General features: G+C 58.2%; 16 protein-coding genes. 9 read left to right on the top strand and 7 right to left on the bottom strand.

The window, feature by feature from the left end; translation table 11 throughout:
* Positions 1-69: 69 nt before the first annotated feature.
* The 4 genes from WDB88_RS01135 to WDB88_RS01120 form a co-directional block, all read right to left on the bottom strand.
* Positions 70-1,086: an FUSC family protein gene (locus WDB88_RS01135; protein WP_339108388.1), complete on the bottom strand. Its 1,017-nt coding sequence runs from the start codon at positions 1,084-1,086 to the stop codon at positions 70-72.
* A 191-nt stretch (positions 1,087-1,277) separates the two neighbouring features.
* Positions 1,278-3,443, bottom strand: coding sequence for a phosphoribosylformylglycinamidine synthase subunit PurL (purL, locus tag WDB88_RS01130; protein ID WP_339108387.1), 2,166 nt, complete (start codon positions 3,441-3,443; stop codon positions 1,278-1,280).
* Between the two features lie 163 nt (positions 3,444-3,606).
* Positions 3,607-4,233 carry a hypothetical protein gene (locus WDB88_RS01125; RefSeq protein WP_339108386.1) on the bottom strand — a complete coding sequence of 209 codons (627 nt, stop codon included), beginning with the start codon at positions 4,231-4,233 and terminating at the stop codon, positions 3,607-3,609.
* Positions 4,234-4,663: 430 nt separating this feature from the next.
* Complete coding sequence (locus tag WDB88_RS01120; RefSeq protein ID WP_339109448.1) at positions 4,664-5,566, bottom strand: LysR family transcriptional regulator; 903 nt, start codon at positions 5,564-5,566, stop codon at positions 4,664-4,666.
* 234 nt (positions 5,567-5,800) lie between these two features.
* Here WDB88_RS01120 and murI point away from each other — a divergent pair, with 234 nt between their 5' ends.
* The 6 genes from murI to WDB88_RS01090 all read left to right on the top strand — a co-directional run bounded on the left by murI (position 5,801) and on the right by WDB88_RS01090 (position 9,748).
* Positions 5,801-6,613 carry a glutamate racemase gene (gene murI, locus WDB88_RS01115; RefSeq protein ID WP_339108385.1) on the top strand — a complete coding sequence of 271 codons (813 nt, stop codon included), beginning with the start codon at positions 5,801-5,803 and terminating at the stop codon, positions 6,611-6,613.
* A 170-nt stretch (positions 6,614-6,783) separates the two neighbouring features.
* On the top strand, positions 6,784-7,812 hold the full coding sequence (gene argC, locus WDB88_RS01110; RefSeq protein ID WP_339108384.1) for an N-acetyl-gamma-glutamyl-phosphate reductase: 1,029 nt from the start codon (positions 6,784-6,786) through the stop codon (positions 7,810-7,812).
* Positions 7,813-7,868: 56 nt separating this feature from the next.
* Entirely contained in the window at positions 7,869-8,312 is a 444-nt protein-coding gene (gene ccmE, locus WDB88_RS01105; RefSeq protein ID WP_339108383.1) for a cytochrome c maturation protein CcmE, read from the top strand.
* An 86-nt stretch (positions 8,313-8,398) separates the two neighbouring features.
* Complete coding sequence (locus WDB88_RS01100; protein WP_339108382.1) at positions 8,399-9,010, top strand: holin-associated N-acetylmuramidase; 612 nt, start codon at positions 8,399-8,401, stop codon at positions 9,008-9,010.
* Positions 9,001-9,504 carry a holin family protein gene (locus tag WDB88_RS01095; protein ID WP_339108381.1) on the top strand — a complete coding sequence of 168 codons (504 nt, stop codon included), beginning with the start codon at positions 9,001-9,003 and terminating at the stop codon, positions 9,502-9,504. The genes WDB88_RS01100 and WDB88_RS01095 overlap by 10 nt, the downstream gene beginning before the upstream one ends.
* Positions 9,505-9,580: 76 nt before the next feature.
* A complete protein-coding gene (locus tag WDB88_RS01090) occupies positions 9,581-9,748 on the top strand; it encodes a DUF2190 family protein (RefSeq protein ID WP_339108380.1) in 168 nt (55 codons plus the stop codon).
* A gap of 747 nt (positions 9,749-10,495) precedes the next feature.
* On the opposite strand, the gene WDB88_RS01085 is transcribed toward WDB88_RS01090, so the two are convergent.
* A complete protein-coding gene (locus WDB88_RS01085) occupies positions 10,496-11,536 on the bottom strand; it encodes a DUF4123 domain-containing protein (protein WP_339108379.1) in 1,041 nt (346 codons plus the stop codon).
* 182 nt (positions 11,537-11,718) lie between these two features.
* On the opposite strand from WDB88_RS01085, the gene WDB88_RS01080 reads away from it, so the two are divergent.
* The 3 genes from WDB88_RS01080 (at position 11,719) to WDB88_RS01070 (ending at position 15,352) form a co-directional block, all read left to right on the top strand.
* Positions 11,719-13,587 (top strand): polymorphic toxin type 15 domain-containing protein, encoded by a 1,869-nt coding sequence (locus tag WDB88_RS01080; RefSeq protein WP_339108378.1) that lies wholly within the window; start codon positions 11,719-11,721, stop codon positions 13,585-13,587.
* A 1-nt stretch (position 13,588) separates the two neighbouring features.
* Positions 13,589-14,272: a GAD-like domain-containing protein gene (locus WDB88_RS01075; RefSeq protein ID WP_339108377.1), complete on the top strand. Its 684-nt coding sequence runs from the start codon at positions 13,589-13,591 to the stop codon at positions 14,270-14,272.
* A gap of 543 nt (positions 14,273-14,815) precedes the next feature.
* Positions 14,816-15,352, top strand: coding sequence for an SMI1/KNR4 family protein (locus WDB88_RS01070; protein ID WP_339108376.1), 537 nt, complete (start codon positions 14,816-14,818; stop codon positions 15,350-15,352).
* Positions 15,353-15,528: 176 nt separating this feature from the next.
* Here WDB88_RS01070 and WDB88_RS01065 read toward each other — a convergent pair whose 3' ends face one another.
* Together WDB88_RS01065 and WDB88_RS01060 are read right to left on the bottom strand one after the other, a co-directional pair.
* Positions 15,529-16,611, bottom strand: a complete 1,083-nt coding sequence (locus WDB88_RS01065; protein WP_339108375.1) for a tyrosine-type recombinase/integrase — start codon at positions 16,609-16,611, stop codon at positions 15,529-15,531.
* The gene (locus tag WDB88_RS01060) at positions 16,526-16,741 is read right to left on the bottom strand and encodes a hypothetical protein (protein WP_339109447.1); all 216 of its coding nucleotides are present in this window, start codon (positions 16,739-16,741) and stop codon (positions 16,526-16,528) included. The genes WDB88_RS01065 and WDB88_RS01060 overlap by 86 nt, the downstream gene beginning before the upstream one ends.
* Positions 16,742-16,744 lie beyond the last annotated feature (3 nt).

Below are 16,744 nucleotides of genomic sequence, written 5' to 3'. Positions count from 1 at the left end.
AATAGGCACTCCTGCAGCTTCTTGTCTAAATTAGGGCCTGGACGCAGGCGCTGCAAGGGCTGTCCCCTGTCAGCTGGCGGCTTGCGTCCTTTCGCGGTCTCGTAAGGAGGCGATGAAATGCAGCGGTCCGGCCACCAGAAGCGTGCCGCATACCATGCCGCACGCCCCCAAGGCCGTCAGCTCGAAGGAATGACCGACCGCGCCTGCCTCGCCCGCCAGCAGGAAGCACATGTTGCAATCAAGGGCGGGGGCGGCGGTTTTCGGATGGGCGCGCAGCAGGGCCCCCGCAGCCACAAAAAGAATCGCAAGAATATAGATCTGCGGCTGGTTGAGGCCGAGGCTGTCGATGATGGAGCGGTAGACCACCGCCGCGCAGACGCCCATGATTACGCCGGGCACCAGCCAGCGGATGATCGGGCGCGGATCGGTCATGGAGCCGATCACGGCGCTGAAAACGGTCATCGCAAGAGCGCCCGACATGATGGCGAAATTCATTGTCAGTCCGGTGGCCGCCGTGCCGATGGTGCAGGCGGTGGCGGCAAAGGCCATCCGCAGGATCAACTGCTGGGTTGAAGGGGGCATGGGGCGCGGCGGGATGGGGCCGTGCCGGCTGGGGGTGAAGGACCACGACACCAGCGTGATGCAGGCGACACCGATCAGGGTGCACCAGATCCGTTCAAGCGCCAGCGCAATGTCGTTTGCGCCAAGTCCCAGCGAGGGCATGACCACCACACCGCAACTGAAAGCCATCAGGGTAAAGCCATAGCTATAGGTCGTGCCGATCCTGTAGGCGAGGCCGGTGCCGATGGCCGCGGTCACCCCGACGGCCAGACCGATCGCGACGGGATTGCCGAGATAGATCAGCGCCAGCAGGCCGATACCGGCCCCCGCCAGCGTGCCGATGACGCGTAGGATACCACGGACCACCATATCCTCACGCAGGGGTTGGGCGATGACGAAAACCGGCATGGCCGCCCAATAGGTATTATGAAAGCCCAACAGCTCGGCGATGCTCAGGGCAATGATCGCGGCGAGAAACAATCGCAGGGCTTTTGCAGGGACGCTATCGGCAGCGAAGCGGGTCATTGGATACCTGAAAGCGGTGGTAAAAGGGTGATGCCGAACATAGGCGCTGTGGCAACCTTCGGAAAGGCGCGGCAGTCGCTTTCTCTGTGCGGATATCGTGGGGAAGGCCTTGGCAGATGCGCAGGGCGTGACGTGCCGCGCATGAAAAAAGGCCGCTTTGCAGCGGCCTTTCGGGAAGCAGGGGAGGCGGGTTAGCCGTTGATGGCTGCCGCAAAGGCTCCACGGTAGAGCTTGGCCAGATCCGCCAGAGGGGCGCTGTCGCCGCCGAAGCTGATCGAAGCGCCGCCGAAGGTGCCGACGCGGGCGATGGTGACGCCTGCGCTTGCGGCGGCGGCTTCCAGCGCGCTTGCGCCCGCCTCGGTTGCGGTGACCAGATAGCGGGCCTGATCCTCACCGAAGAGCTGACCGATATCGGCGGTATCGAGCGTGACGCCGACGGCTGCGCTTTCCGCCAGCTCGAAGGCTGCCAGAGCCACACCACCATCCGAAAGGTCGGTGGCCGAGGTCAGAGATTTGCGGTTCGCGCGCAGGAAGGTGCCGTTTTTCAGCTCTGCGTCCAGATCGACCTCGGGGGCCTGACCTGCCTCGATACCGAAGGCTTCAAACGCCAGCGCGGATTGATCCAGATGGCCCTTGGTCGCCCCGATCACCAGCGCGATGTCGCCTTCCGACGGCAGACCTGCGATCAGCTCGTCCTCAAGGTTTTCCAGAAGACCCACGGCACAGATCGTCGGCGTCGGCAGGATGCCCTGACCGTCGGTCTCGTTATAAAGCGAGACGTTGCCCGAAACGATCGGCATATCCAGCGCCTTCACAGCGGCATCGATCCCTTTGATCGCGCCCACGAATTGGCCCATGATTTCGGGCTTTTCGGGGTTGCCGAAGTTCAGGTTGTCGGTGGTGGCCAGCGGCTTTGCGCCAACGGCACAGAGGTTGCGGAAGTTCTCGGCAACCGCCTGTTTGCCACCCTCGAAGGGGTCGGCCTTGACATAGCGCGGCGTCACATCGGCGGTGAAGGCCACGGCTTTCGAGGTGCCATGGATGCGCACCACGCCTGCACCCATGCCGGGGCGGCGGACGGTATCGCCCATGACTTGGGTGTCATATTGCTCGAAGACCCAATCCTTGGCCGCATAGTTCGGCGAGCCGATCAGCGCCTTCAGCGCCTCCATCGCGCCAATCGCGGGCAGGGCATCAGCCGGAGCGGGCTTCGGCGTCTCGACCCACGGGCGGTCATATTCGGGCGCGGTCGAAGACAGTTTCGACAGCGGCAGATCGGCTTTGATCGCGCCATTATGCTCGATCAGGAAGCGGTCTTCCGCGATGGTCTCGCCCACGATGGCAAAGTCCAGATCCCATTTCTCGAAGATGGCACGGGCCTCGGCCTCTTTCTCGGGCTTGAGAACCATGAGCATACGCTCCTGGCTTTCCGAGAGCATCATCTCATAGGCGGTCATATTGGTCTCGCGCTGGGGAACATTCTCCAGCTTGAGGTGGATACCAAGGCCGCCCTTATCGCCCATTTCCACAGCCGAGCAGGTCAGGCCAGCAGCGCCCATATCCTGAATCGAGATCACCGAGCCCGAGGCCATCAGTTCAAGGCAGGCTTCCATTAGGCATTTCTCGGTGAAGGGGTCGCCGACTTGGACGGTCGGGCGCTTGTCCTCGATGGTGTCATCGAATTCGGCCGACGCCATCGTCGCGCCGCCCACACCGTCACGGCCGGTTTTCGCGCCAAGATAGACGACCGGCATGCCGATGCCGGATGCGGCCGAGTAGAAGATCTTGTCGGCATCCGCGAGGCCCGCCGCGAAGGCGTTCACAAGGCAGTTGCCGTTATAGGAAGGGTGGAAACGGACTTCGCCGCCCACATTCGGCACGCCGAAGCAGTTGCCGTAAGACCCCACGCCTTCGACCACGCCTTTGACGACATGGTTGGTTTTGGGATGCGAGGGCATGCCGAAGGACAGGCTGTCCATTGCGGCAATCGGGCGGGCGCCCATGGTGAAGACATCGCGCAGAATGCCGCCCACACCGGTCGCAGCCCCTTGGTGCGGCTCGATATAGGAGGGGTGGTTGTGGCTTTCCATCTTGAAGACGATCGCCTGACCGTCACCAATATCCACAACGCCTGCGTTCTCCCCCGGACCACAGATGACCTGCGGGCCTTTGGTGTGCAGCGTACGCAGCCATTTCTTGGATGATTTATACGAGCAGTGCTCGTTCCACATGGCCGAGAAAATGCCAAGTTCGGTGAAGCTCGGTTCACGCCCAATAATTTCCAGAATACGCTCGTATTCGTCGGGCTTGAGCCCGTGAGCGGCGATCAGGTCGGGGGTGAGTGCGGGTTCGGTCATAAATGTCCTCCGGCGGGCGCATCGGTTGCGCATGCCTTAGAACATTGAGCGCGTTGGGGGAAGGCCCCTTGTGCCGCAGGGCGGGATGGAATGGCGGATAGGTGCAAAAATAGGAAAGGACCAGCGCGTGGCTGGCCCTTTCTTGGGGGGAATCACATAAGGATTATGCGTCCTGCTGCTTCTTGAGCGTGTCCAGAAGGCCCGAAAGGGTCCACGGCAGCGACACGACGCCATCATCAAGGTCCGAGGCCGGGACGGTTACCTTGAACATCGACACCGGCGTATCGAGTTTTTCGGAGACGCGGATATACACGGTATCGGTGTCGCCATTCTTCTCGACGCGTTCGATATTGCCGATATCCTGACCATCCTTCGACTTGGCCGAGCCGAGATCCTGTGCTGCGGTCTTGCTTTCGGCAATCCCGAGGCCGCCCTTGTAGTTGTATTCGGCAGGGACTGCGGCTTGGGTGTTGTTGCCGTCCATCTTGCCCATCGTGCCCGCATCAGCTTCGGTCACGCCAGCATTGGCTTCGGTTTTCATCTGCACCAGACCTTTCCGGCCATCGGGACCGCCGGTCACATTGGCGCTGGCGGTCGCGGCAGCGGCGGCGTCCTTGGAGCTTTCATCTTGCATCTGAACGATGCCCATCTTATAGTCGACAAGGCCCGCAGGATCGTCCTGATACAGAGAATCCGCGGCGTCAGTGCTCGGTTGCGCGAATGCCGTCATCGGCATGGCAAAGGTTGCGGTAAGCAGCGTGCCGGTCAGAAGTTTATGTGCGGTTTTCATATCTTGGCTCCTCTCGGATGTCATGTTTTAACCGTTGCGGTTCATGCTCCCTCAACCCTGAAATCCGCGTGCCAGTTCCGAAAAACTTTGCCCTTTTTTGCAACTTATGCCGCTTATCGAGGCTAATTCTCTGCGAAATATGCGATTTTTACCGGCGGTGTCCGGTGCTTGGCAAGGCGTGCCTGCGGGAAGCTTTCGTGAGGAGGAGCCAAAAAAAAAGGCCGAGCAAAGCTCGGCCATAGTCCAACAGGGAGGTAGAAGCTGATGAGCGTTTCCGCATACCATCTGCTTCTGCGCCTGAAATATGTGCAGTTTATGAATCGTTCAAGGGTTTTCTGGAAAGGTTTTTGCAGAGCCGCTATGCGTTGGCGGCATGTATGGCCCGCCACGCCTCCTTGCGCGTTTGTTGCGGGCCGGATGCCGGAGCCTGTCAGCTTTGGTTTTCGCTTGCCTGAACACGGCGATAGGCCTGGATCTCTTCCTGAATGAAGTCGCGGAACGCGGTGACGCGCCGCGATTGACGCAGCTCTTCCGGATAGGCCAGAAACACCGGGACTTCATTTGAATCGATGTCGTGCAGGACCCGTTCGATCTTGTTGTCGACGGTGAGATAATCGGGGAGGATGCCGATGCCCACATGGTTCAGGACAGCCTGAAGGATGCCGAAATAATTGTTCACGGTCAGTGTGCTGGGCATGTCATAGGCCAGCGCGCGCTGTGCAAGCGCGGCGCCCGCCGCCACTTGCGGCACCGAGGGGCTTTGGCAGATCAGGCGGTGTTTCTTGAGATCTTCAAGCGTTTCTGGACGCCCGTGCTGTTCGAGATATTGCGGGGTCGCGTAGAAGCGCATCCGGATATTCAGAAGCCGTTTGCGCACCAGATCGGCCTGTGCGGGCTCTTTCATGCGGATCGCCACATCGGCTTCGCGCATCGGCAGGTCCAGCACGCGTTCTTCCAGCATTAGGTCGATCTTCAGCTCGGGATATTTCTCGTAAAGCTTGTTGAGACGCGGAGCCAGCCACATGGTCCCAAAGCCGGTGGTCGCAGTTACCCGCAGGTCGCCATAGACCTCTTCCTCCGAATCGCGGATGCGGGCCGAGGCGGCATCGAGCTTTTTGGCCATCGTCGAGGTGGCGTCAAACAGCAGTTCGCCCTGCTCGGTCAGGATCAGGCCGCGCGCATGACGGTGGAACAGGGTCGTGCCCAGCATTTCTTCGAGCGAGCGGATCTGACGGCTGACCGCCGATTGTGACAAGTGCAGCGCGTCGCCTGCATGGGTCAAAGACCCCGCATCGGCCACCGCGTGAAAGATTCGCAGCTTGTCCCAGTCCATCACGCCCTCTATTTCCTTAGCCAGTCTTACGATATCTGCATAACAGCTATGCTTTTATAGACGAAGGCCCTAGATCACAAAGAGAAACCGTGCCGCAGGTGCAAACAATCGCGGAACGTGTCCTTTCCGTCCTGATTTGAGGCGCTTGCTCACATTATTACGTCTTTCCATCCGGGATCATGCAGGCGTAAAACACTTGCAAAACGATGGGCGACAATCCGGAAGGAGTATCCAATGGCGGTCGGCATTTTCGATAGCGGTCTTGGCGGACTGACGGTTTTGGATGCGGTGTCCCGGCGGTTGCCGGAGGTACCTTTTGTCTATCTGGGCGATAACGCGAATGCGCCTTACGGGGTGCGCGATGCCGAGGATATCTACAACCTGACCACGCGGGCCGTCGAGCGCTTGTGGGAGGAGGGCTGCGATCTGGTCATTCTGGCCTGCAATACGGCCTCGGCTGCGGCGCTCAAGCGGATGCAGGAAACGTGGCTGCCCAAAGACAAGCGCGTCTTGGGGGTTTTTGTGCCGCTGATCGAGGCGCTGACCGAGCGCCAATGGGGCGATAACTCGCCGCCCCGTGAGGTCGAGGTCAAGCATGTGGCGCTTTTTGCGACCCCTGCCACTGTCGCGAGCCGTGCGTTCCAGCGTGAACTGGCGTTTCGTGCGATCGGTGTGGATGTCGAGGCGCAACCCTGTGGTGGCGTGGTTGATGCGATCGAGGAGGGCGATGACATTCTGGCGGAGGCGCTGGTGAAATCACATGTCGAGGCGCTGCGCCGTCGTATGCCCCGCCCCGATGCGGCGATCCTTGGCTGTACCCATTACCCGATCATGCAGCAGGCCTTCCAAGAAGGTCTTGGCCCTGATGTGAAGGTTTACAGTCAGGCCAATCTGGTTGCGGAAAGTCTGGCGGACTATCTGGAGCGTCGTCCCGAATTTATCGGCGCCGGAACGCAGACGAAGTTCCTGACGACGGGGGATCCCGGCCATGTTGCCAATCATGCAACCCGTTTCCTGCGTCGCAAGGTTGTCTTCGAGCAGGCTTGATCTGTCGCAAGGTCGGTAAAAATCCTGCGTGATAACTTGACGGGCGCGGGCACAACGCGGAAAACAGCGTCAAACTGGGTGGTCTGGCCAAAAGGGGCGGGCCAGTCCGGTTTTATCGTGGCTTACAAACAGGTTTGGTCCGCGCCGGATCGCCTGCGAAAGGATCGCATATGACCCAGAAAATCGCCATTCTCGGGGCATCCGGCTATACCGGTGCCGAGCTTGTCCGCTTGATTGCAACCCATCCCACGATGGACATCGTCGCTTTGTCCGGCGAGCGTAAGGCCGGTATGGCGATGGGGGATGTGTTCCCGCATTTGCGACATCTCAATCTTCCGAACCTTGTGAAAATTGAGGAAATCGATTTTTCCGGCGTGGATCTGGCCTTCTGTGCCCTGCCGCATGCGACCTCGCAGGAGGTTATTCGCGAACTTCCGAAAGATCTGAAGGTCGTTGATCTGTCGGCTGATTTCCGTCTGCGCGATCCGGCGGAATACGAGAAATGGTATGGCAAGCCGCATTGCGCCGTCGAGATGCAGAAAGAGGCGGTCTACGGGCTGACCGAATTCTACCGTGACGACATCCGTAATGCGCGGCTTTGCGCGGGCACCGGCTGTAACGCGGCGGCGGGGCAATATGCGATCCGCCCGCTGATCGAGGCGGGGGTGATCGATCTGGATGACATCCTGCTGGATCTCAAGAACGGTGTCTCGGGGGCAGGGCGCTCGCTGAAGGAAAACCTTCTGCATGCCGAGCTTTCGGGCGGCACCTATCCCTATTCGGCGGGCGGCAAACACCGCCATCTGGGCGAGTTCGATCAGGAATTCTCGAAGATTGCGGGGCGTCCGGTGCTGGTGCAGTTCACGCCGCATCTGGCCCCGATGAACCGTGGCATTCTGGCTTCGGCCTATGTGAAGGGCGATCCGGAGGCGGTCTATAAGGCCTTGGCGGACCGTTACGCGGCCGAGACTTTTATCGAGGTGCTACCTTTTGGCGGCTTGCCTTCAACGCGGTCTGTGGCAGGGTCCAATTTCGTGCATGTGGGCGTAAGTGCGGATCGTATTCCGGGCCGTGCGCTGGTTGTTGTGGCGCTTGATAACCTATGCAAGGGCTCTTCGGGTCAGGCGCTGCAAAACGCCAACCTGATGCTGGGCAATGAGGAAACCGCAGGGCTGATGCTGGCCCCCGTGTTCCCGTAAGATCTGATCATCAAGGCCAGACCGCCCATCCGGTGGTCTGGCATCATGGGGAAGCGATGAAAAGTCTCAAGAAGAAACGCCGTATTCAGGTTCTGGTGGCCGCGGCTGTTGCGCTTGTCGTGGCGGTTGCGATGATCGGCTATGCGTTCCGCGACGGGATCAACTATTTCCGCGCTCCCTCACAACTGGCCACAGAGCCGGTCCGGCCCAATGAAGTGTTCCGTCTGGGTGGGCTGGTCGCCCAAGGATCGATCAAACGTGACCCCGATGGCACGATCCATTTTGCTGTGACCGATGGCGGTGCCACTGTGCCTGCCCGTTTTAATGGTGTGCTGCCCGATTTGTTCAAGGAAGGGCAGGGCATGGTGGGCACGGGGAAGATGGAAGATGGCGTCTTTGTCGCCAGCGAAATTCTTGCCAAGCATGACGAAAATTATATGCCCAAAGAAGTTGTGGACGCGCTCAAGGAACAGGGTGTTTACGAGCCGCCTAAAAGCTGAGGCGGCAACGCGCGGACGTTGCGGCTTCCGCTGTTTAACCTTTGCCTGTGAGGATTTTTCCCGTGAGATCAATCGGGAGAACAGGCATGCCAAGCGTGAGAGAGATTGCCGAAGGGATCGTGGCCCGTGAGGGAGGGTTTGTAAATGACCCCTCCGATCCGGGAGGCGCCACCAATTATGGTGTGACCATCCATACGATGCGGAAGCTCGGATTGGACCTTGATCATGACGGAAAGATCACGGAAGCCGATGTGCGTCGGCTGACCCGTGCACAGGCGGTCGATATCTTTGTCCGGCATTATTTCGATGAGCCTGGCTTGGGGCAACTGCCCGAGATGTTGCAGGCCTCGGTTTTCGACATGTATGTCAATGCCGGCCGGAATGCCGTGAAAATCCTGCAGCATCTTCTGAACGACATGGGGCAATCGGTTGGGGTCGACGGTCTTCTGGGGCCACAGACGGTTTCTGCGGCGCAGGCGGCGGCACGGGCCGCCCCCGCGCATATTGCCGATGCCTATGGGATTGCGCGCCGGAACTATTACTACGCGCTGGCCGATAGCCGTCCTGCCAGCCGCAAATACGCCACCACCCGCAAGGGGCGCAAGGGGGGCTGGATTACCCGCTCGGAAGAATTCATCTCGCCGCGCTTTCATCTGAGCGATGCCGAGCATCAGGCACGGGTGGCAGCATGGGGTTGATCGGCAGGCTCTTCGGGAGCGCGGGCGGGGCGGCGGCAATCGGCAGTGCCGCCAGTCAGGTTGCAGAGATATTCACGGTGAATGCGACGAAGAAGATGGAAACGTCGCATGATGCGTTCATGGCCACCCAGCGTGCCTATGGCCAGGAATTCTCCCAGCCGCGCGCATGCTGGTTTGACGGTTTCGTCAACGGCCTGAACCGCTTGCCACGACCGCTTCTTGCGTTGGGGACGCTGGCTTTGTTCATCTATGCGATGGTCAATCCGGCCTCTTTTGCACAGCGCATGGTCGGTCTTTCCTATGTGCCCGAGCCGCTTTGGTGGCTGCTGGCGGCGATTGTCGGGTTCTATTTCGGCGCGAGAGAGGCGCATTACTTTCGTACCCCGAAACCAACGACCCCCGCGTCCACCGCGCCCAGCACCACCCCGTCCAGCACCACCACGCCGCTCGCGACAAACCCCGCGCTGGAGGAATGGAAACAAAAGGGCGGTTGAAGAGTAATCGCTTCATACCGGATGAGATGGCGGGTTTCTTCGTGTAGCTCTTTCTGGCTTGCCTATGGCGCACCGAATGCAGCGAATAGCCGCAGACGCGTTCACGCTCGGCGCGCCTGTCTATTGGGATGCTGACGACGAGCTGGCGACCAGCATCGCAACCGATAACACGAAGCTAGGCGTGGCGGTCGAAGCTGCACCGGTTGACACAGGGTCTCTTAAAGTTCGGCTGTCGGGCTTCTGAGGTATATATGCCCGCCCAAGTCCGTCATCCTCAACATGGTTTCATGCTGCCTGAAAAGCGCGGCCTGAGCCGTGTTGAGGCGGCGGAATAGGCACAACGACCTTTGATAGAATGGTTTCCGACGGACTAATGCCAGCCCCTAAGCGTTTCGGCACCCGTAAAGTATGGGATCGGCAAGCTTTGGACTTGGCATTCTTAGCTCTTCCGAGTGACGATTCACCCCCCGAAACTAATGACTGGGACTAAAGTGAAGCAGTTACGAAAACCTCCTAAATATTGCCAAGGCTTCATAGATCGGCACGGAAAGGTGCGTTAGTATTATCTCGCCCCAGCTTTCCTCGCGTGGCTCTTTCTGGCTTGCCTTGGAGCCCAGAGTTCATGGCCTGCTATGAAAGGGCTGCGTCTGGAGAAAAACTGGACATCGGCAAGAAAACGACGGTGCCGGGCAGTGTTTCCGCTCTGATCGCAAGCTATTATCAGACAAGTAACTTCACGAGGCTTAAGGACTCCACGAAAGCAACCTATCGCGGCATCATCGAACGCTTCCGGGCGGAGCATGGCGACAAGCGGGTTGCCCATATGGAAAAGCGCCATGTCCAAGCCATCATTAGCGCGAAGTCGGACACACCCGCAGCGGCAAATAATATTCTGCGGATGAGGTTACCGGCTGCCTCTACGCATGTCGGGTGGGGAGTGATGCGTTGTCTTGGGACGTTGAAGGTGCTGAACCCGAAGCCGGGTCAGCGGTCACAGAACGCCCTCTTTGAACAGGCTGGTCAGCCTCTGCTCGATCCGGCGGAATTTGCGTTGTTCGCTGAGATGGGAGCGGAAGGTCTGCAGCAGGCGGCCGGTCGGATCGCGGTGTTCGAACCCTGCGCCATAGATCAGCTCCCATGCGGTTAAGGTGTAAAGCAGCGGGCCCGAACGGAACCCGTAGCTCTGCATCCGGATCAGTGCCTCGCTGACCTTGCGGTGAAGGGTCGGGTAATCCTGTCCCTGCAGTTCGTCGGGGAAGTCGCCCTGTAAAGCGCGCACCATCTCGTCGAGGCGCTCCAAGGACACCGCTTGGGTCAGGATCGCGAAATCCTGCCCTTCGAGCCGGGGCACAGGGGGGCGGGCCTCCAGCGCGGGGAGGGTGAAGGCGAAGCGGTCCAGATCGCCGGTTTTCAGAACCGTGATAACTTCGCGGAGCCCTTGGTCGTCGGTGAGATACAGAAGGGTACGCAGCAGGGGAGAGCCGCTATCGGCCAGTAGCAGGAAGCGGCGCAGGATCTTGGGTTCCCAGAACCGGAAGAAGGTCCAGCTTTGATCCTCACGCCGCAGTTTTACGAGCCGGCGGAAATGGCGCTGTAGCGCGTCCAGATTGCAGGGCGCCCGCAGGTAGATGGCGGCCTCATGATCCCAAAGATGATGGGGCCCTTGGTCTTTCGTGAAGAGATGCCGGAGGAGGTCACTGTCGTGATCCATCTTCACGACCCAAGGCGCGATCGCGCCATAGTCTTCTAGCGCATCGCCTTTGAAAAGGCATAGGTGGTTCAGGCCGCTGGCCTCCAGAAGTTCGGGCAGATCTGGGATCTTGGCACCATCCAGAATGGCGAAGAGCTGGTCCTGATCGGTGACGGGGTCGAACTGCATCTCCAGCCCCTCCGGCACGATCCGGCGCGGATGATGCCCGAACTGGCGGTCGAGCGGGGTAATCCCTTGTTGCGCCTCGTGCTGGACTGCGATGGCTGTGCCGGTGTCTTCGGGACCATTGGCAAGGGTCAGCCAGAAATCATCATCCATCATGTCGCTCCGCCACCACCTAAAAGTAATCTTGCGGCTTTCAGGCTGATTGTCCAATCAGGTCTGGCGAAATTCTGCTTATAATGCGGCATCCATGCCTCCCGTGATCCGGATGGGCTTCTCATGACCCTATGAACCGGCCATAAAAGACAGGCTTATAGATCCATTTTACATGTGACGGTTTCATGTCGATTTCGCCTGAAGATATTTCAGCACGTTCGCAATCCAGCGCCTATCGCTTTGTCGGATCGCTCGATAAGACCACGATGCCATGCAAAGGCTGGATCGGGGTGTCTGCCCGATATACCGATGCCTGGGCCACGCCCCTGACCAATGCGCCGCTGAGGCTTGCGGATGCCAGCGGTGTGCTGGTGGATCAGACGGTCAAGACGGATGCCCTGCCACATCACGGGCTGACCGATGGCGATGCCGAGACCGCGCCCATCACCAAGCTTGGCACATTCGAATATCCCGAGGTCGAGCGCGGGCGGGTCAGCGTCGATCTGCCCGGCGATAGTGGCGGGGATGCCGAGGCCGATCAGGCGATGGAGGGGCTCGGGGCAGCGCTGACCGCGTGGCGTGATGCCATGCTGGGCGCGCTCCAGCCTTGGGTCGTGAAGTGGAATGCCGATGGGGTGATGTCCATCGCAGAGGGCTTGCGCGATGGCGTCATGTCCGGTCTGGAAAACTGGTGGGATAGCGAGGCCGATTTCTGGGGCAGTGCCAGCAAGATCGCGATCAGCCAGTTCCAGGCGGCGAAATCATGGTGGAGCCGTCAGCCCGCCTTTGTCAGATATATCCCCGGAACATGGGGCGCGGCCTTTATTTACGAGAAGATCTTCGAGGGCGCCGATGATCTGTCCGACCATCTCAGCATCATTTTCGATGCGCTGCGGGGCTTCGCCTCGGGCACCGTGGATGTGATCGAGCGCGCGATTGATAGCCTGACCCGTCTGCCGGGCGAGATCGGGCTTTTATTTGCCGAGCTCAAGGCCAAGGGGCAGGACTGGATCGAGCGGATGATCCTCGTGGCCAGCGAGACCAACGCATTTGAGTATCTGTTCCATATCCTGATGGCGGTCGCCACGAATATGACACCGAACTTTCTGGCCGAGATGGCGGGGACGGGGGCGGGCTTCGTGCTGCCGGAGGTGCTGATCGAGCTGGTCCTTGCGCTGATCGCGGCATTATCGGGTGGCACGGCGGCGGCACTTCTGGCGGGCCGGATGGCGACATTGATGGCAAAGCTTGTCAAACTGTCCAGATCCGTGCGCGCACTGGGTGTTGTGACCTCGTTCGTGCAGGGCTTCCAGAAGGTCGTGCAATTCGTAGGCAAGATCGGCAAGGGGCTGCACAAGGCGATCAGGGCGGGCGGGGAATATGCCAGCGATCAGGTGGCCCGCATCTCCCACGAGCTCAAGCAATATAAGCTCGAAATCGACCCGAGCACGCTGGGTATGAATGGCGGCAATATCCGGATCACGCGCAAACGCATGGCGCGCGTGGATGTTGATTGTTTTGATGCTTGGAAATATGCGCGGGACAAGATGCCGGGAGATGCAGCGGCGCAGCGAGAGATCGTTAGGGAATATACGAGGCAGCTTTCCGACCAGCAAGATGGTCTCAATGCTCTCACCGTCGCGCAATATTCTGAAGCACGCGCTGATTACATCAATCTTACGCGTAAAGGTATCAGTGACGGTAAGGCGCAAGAGGCAGCACGAAAAAACCTTCGGTCGAAAATTAATCAGAGTATTAGGCGTTCCTTGGCGGGTAGCAAATTATCGAGGCAGCAGTTGGCCAAGGAAGCTACCGAGCGTTCGAAGGCTATTATGTCTCACCTTGCTGCGTTGCATAATCCTGACTTGATCGCTGGCGGGTATGATGAGATCAGTCGCGTGGGACATGCTGGCGTTAATTCTTCTATTGGGGGCGGTTGGGGGGACTACCAGAATCCCACGAGCAGAATATCTCAGATCGATCAAGCGGCAGCTCAAATGCAGAATTCGCCTAACGCCACTATGAATGTGAAACTTGAGCCTTGCAGGAAATGAAATGTCAGAGTTCATAGATGATTTTCTAGATGAGTTTGGAGCGCCTGATTTTGAGTCAGGGCCGAGGGCCACGATAGACGAAGCGCTGCCGATCTCTTTGCTACAGATCCATGAGAAATTTGGTGCAGCTTCTTGGCAAGGCGGGCGCTTTAAGATCATCGATCCCAAGCCTTACCAGAACGTGGTAGACAAATGGGCCCAAGAGCTTCCGGTCCAATATCGAAATGGGTTGGTCCCTTATTGTCTCTCGGGATTTGGTGACCTTTGGGTGTGGAGGCAAGGCGTAGGGTGTGCTTTCAAATATCTGCCGATATTCCATGCGCTTGTTTTGGATGAGCGTTTTGAGTCAGAGACACACTCTATGGATAGCCAGTGTTTCGAAATCGAAGGGGAACTGTTTTCCTGGATGCCCGATGAAGATAGTCAAGAAGAGAAAGATTTCGAGAGCGCTAGAGCGGCGCTTGGCGTGCTATCGATCGACCAGATTTATGCGCCCAAGCTGGCTATTCCGCTTGGCGGAAATTTCGAGCTGGAGAGCCTGCAAGTGACTTCAGCCCCGGAGTATCTTGAAATGGTCACTGAACTCGAGCCGCCTCGCGTGATGACAACAGACGATCTAGCGCGGATTGCATTTGGCGCTGATGGGCCGGAGGCGTTGAAAGCGGCAGTGAAGAATGTTTGTTGAACCGCTATAGTGGAGAGGGCGAGGCCGCGACATAGGCGGCTGTAAAAGGTGGGGTGCTGTCTGTTGTTGAAGGACGGTCTTTGGGCTCAGCCTGCTGGACTGATGGTTCGCCGCTAGCTAGGCCATCCGCGACCCATACATCGCTCGGTCGATGGTCCCGGCTTCATCTTTGGAAAGTGCGTTGCTTAGGCGAGCCCGGCGAATGAACGTGGTATCCTGATAATCCTGAGGCTAAAAATGTTCTGGGTGCCGAAGGTATGCCATTCAAAAATGGACGTCCTGACTTCAGTCAATGGTCCAAGGGTGAGGTCGAATTTGATCCGGGTGTCTTGGATGGCAGTAATACCGATTTTCTTCGCGTCTATGAGCAAATCAAAGAGGCAGCGGGTCTGCCCTCGAATAACGCAGCGAAGGAGTTATTGCGACAGAGGGGGCTGACACCTCACCATTTCAGTGACACGGTGATACAGTTGATCCCCACTGATCTTCATGCAAACATCCCGCACATTGGCTCAGCCTCGGATTTGAGAAGGAACGTCTGATATGACTTTTCCCTCTGCAGTTGCTTCTTTGGTCTTCGTTCGAGATAGCGACGAGACCAATGCTGTGCTCTTCGCTGATCAGACCGGGCTGCCCGCAGATGCGCTGGATGCTCTGCGCGCGGTGGTCCCGCTAGCCGCTCAGTCATTGGGTTTTACAAAAGAGGTATGTGTAAAGGCTATCTCGCTGCCTCCGAGAGTTGCGGGACCGAATGGGCCGCAAATCGCATCGATCTTCGGGTTGGGCAATCGTGAGAGTTCTGTTTTTTTAGAGTATAACAGGATGTTAGGCAGGCTGCCAAAGCAAGTGGTGCCAATAGCCGATGACGGTTTGGGAAACCTGTTTGTTGTCTCGAAGCAGAATGGACAAGTTTATTTCTGGGATCATAAATGTCTCGACGAGGAGGCATCGCAGGCTGCTTTCACCTTGATAGCATCGTCCGCTGATGATTTTCTAAGTCGTTTCGTTCCAGCGCCTTCGATCAACTCTGAGGAATTGAAGCGTGGCGTTCGTTCTGTCCGGTTGGATTTTCTGAACTAATTATACACTCGCGCTTCTGAAGGGGTCGGTCTGCTTAGAGTGAAGTTTTGGATTGACTTGGCAGTCAGGCAAAGCAGGTATTTTGCAGGCCAGCCGGAAAGCCTGTTCGTTGCAAGCACCGCGCCTCCAGACGCTAAGGCTGATCAGAATTTCTCGCTATCCACATCTGCAGTGCCTCATACATCTTTTCTTTGATGGTCCCTGCTTCGCCTCTGGCTATTGCATTGCCTAGCCCCCGCCCCATATCGCTCCCGACCAAGAGCGTGCCCCATAAAATCGCGGCGCACGCGTTCGTCTATCCCGGCAGCCAACGCCCTGTCTTCAAATGCATGCCGGAACGAATACATGGTCTGTTTGGGAGTCTCAAAGAGACCGTTTTCTCGCATAAATTTATTGACTGTAGCGGAGAGCCCTGCGCTGCTTTTTCGGTAACGTGGAAAGCCATTCGGAAACTGCCGGGCGGCGTCAAGTGCGACCCCGAGCAGCGGCATGGTCCGCTTCGCATTCGCACTCTTTAACTGGCGGCCTTCTGCTTCGATCGAGAGATACGGGACTTTCGCATCAAGGTGGAGCGTGTTGGATGTGAGGGCAGTAATTTCCGAAGGCCGACATCCAGTGTTGATCATAATAAGCAAGATGGCCCGCGCTTCTGTGTTGAGACCGTCCAGAGCTTTGGGCGCGAGAATCTTCTCGTGTATCCATGCCGGGGACACCGGATCGCGCGCTTCAGGAAGATTCTCTTTGAAGGCGAGGTTGGCAAGAGGCAAATCCAAGCCCAGTCGTTTCATCCGATTGATCGTCGAAAATACGGTTTTGACGTAGTTCAGGTCTTTGTTGGCGCTATTGGGCGTGAGCTGTTCGTTCTGAAGTCTGTCGGCCCACCACGCACGGAAATCTAGCATGTCGTCGGCTGTGATTTCAGCGATGGGCTTATCGCCGATCACGTCAATGAAGTTGTTGATGGCTTTCTTGACGGGGTTCTTCGCGCGTCGGATCTGATCGTCCGACTTGCCAATGAACTTCTCACTGCAGAGCTTCCAATATGTCTCAAGCGCCTTTGAGACCTTGATAGAAGGCTCCGGCACCGAGCCGAGCAAGGCCTGTGCATCCTGCAGATTTGGCTCTTTGGGATTCTTCGAGAAGCCACCGATGCTCTTGAAGCGATCCCGCAGTTCATCGATTGGCAGATCCACTACCTCTTTGGCGGGCACCCTTGGCCGTAGCGAGTTCTCGGGCAGCTTCAAAACGCTTCTCGGCATCAGTTGTATCTCCCGCCAGCTTGGCTTCCCATGCGGCAGTCTGTTCGGCCCAGATGACACTTGCCTTTAGCTCGGCTTCCGACAGAGAATCTGTGTGGAGACTGATCCACAAGCTTTTCCTTGGCTCCACTGC

Origin of the sequence: Thioclava sp. GXIMD4216, from assembly GCF_037949285.1 — a bacterium.
GTDB classification, from domain to species: Bacteria; Pseudomonadota; Alphaproteobacteria; order Rhodobacterales; family Rhodobacteraceae; genus Thioclava; species Thioclava litoralis.
This window is presented reverse-complemented; position numbering and strand designations above follow the sequence as displayed.

Bases quoted from the DNA above. Each gene is read 5' to 3' on its own strand.
- WDB88_RS01080 (WP_339108378.1), top strand. From the start codon at position 11,719: ATGTCGATTTCGCCTGAAGATATTTCAGCACGTTCGCAATCCAGCGCC.
- WDB88_RS01120 (WP_339109448.1), bottom strand. From the start codon at position 5,566: ATGGACTGGGACAAGCTGCGAATCTTTCACGCGGTGGCCGATGCGGGG.
- WDB88_RS01085 (WP_339108379.1), bottom strand. From the start codon at position 11,536: ATGATGGATGATGATTTCTGGCTGACCCTTGCCAATGGTCCCGAAGAC.
- murI (WP_339108385.1), top strand. From the start codon at position 5,801: ATGGCGGTCGGCATTTTCGATAGCGGTCTTGGCGGACTGACGGTTTTG.
- WDB88_RS01070 (WP_339108376.1), top strand. From the start codon at position 14,816: ATGACTTTTCCCTCTGCAGTTGCTTCTTTGGTCTTCGTTCGAGATAGC.
- WDB88_RS01075 (WP_339108377.1), top strand. From the start codon at position 13,589: ATGTCAGAGTTCATAGATGATTTTCTAGATGAGTTTGGAGCGCCTGAT.
- WDB88_RS01125 (WP_339108386.1), bottom strand. From the start codon at position 4,233: ATGAAAACCGCACATAAACTTCTGACCGGCACGCTGCTTACCGCAACC.
- WDB88_RS01100 (WP_339108382.1), top strand. From the start codon at position 8,399: ATGCCAAGCGTGAGAGAGATTGCCGAAGGGATCGTGGCCCGTGAGGGA.
- argC (WP_339108384.1), top strand. From the start codon at position 6,784: ATGACCCAGAAAATCGCCATTCTCGGGGCATCCGGCTATACCGGTGCC.
- WDB88_RS01090 (WP_339108380.1), top strand. From the start codon at position 9,581: ATGCAGCGAATAGCCGCAGACGCGTTCACGCTCGGCGCGCCTGTCTAT.
- ccmE (WP_339108383.1), top strand. From the start codon at position 7,869: ATGAAAAGTCTCAAGAAGAAACGCCGTATTCAGGTTCTGGTGGCCGCG.
- WDB88_RS01065 (WP_339108375.1), bottom strand. From the start codon at position 16,611: ATGCCGAGAAGCGTTTTGAAGCTGCCCGAGAACTCGCTACGGCCAAGG.
- WDB88_RS01135 (WP_339108388.1), bottom strand. From the start codon at position 1,086: ATGACCCGCTTCGCTGCCGATAGCGTCCCTGCAAAAGCCCTGCGATTG.
- purL (WP_339108387.1), bottom strand. From the start codon at position 3,443: ATGACCGAACCCGCACTCACCCCCGACCTGATCGCCGCTCACGGGCTC.
- WDB88_RS01095 (WP_339108381.1), top strand. From the start codon at position 9,001: ATGGGGTTGATCGGCAGGCTCTTCGGGAGCGCGGGCGGGGCGGCGGCA.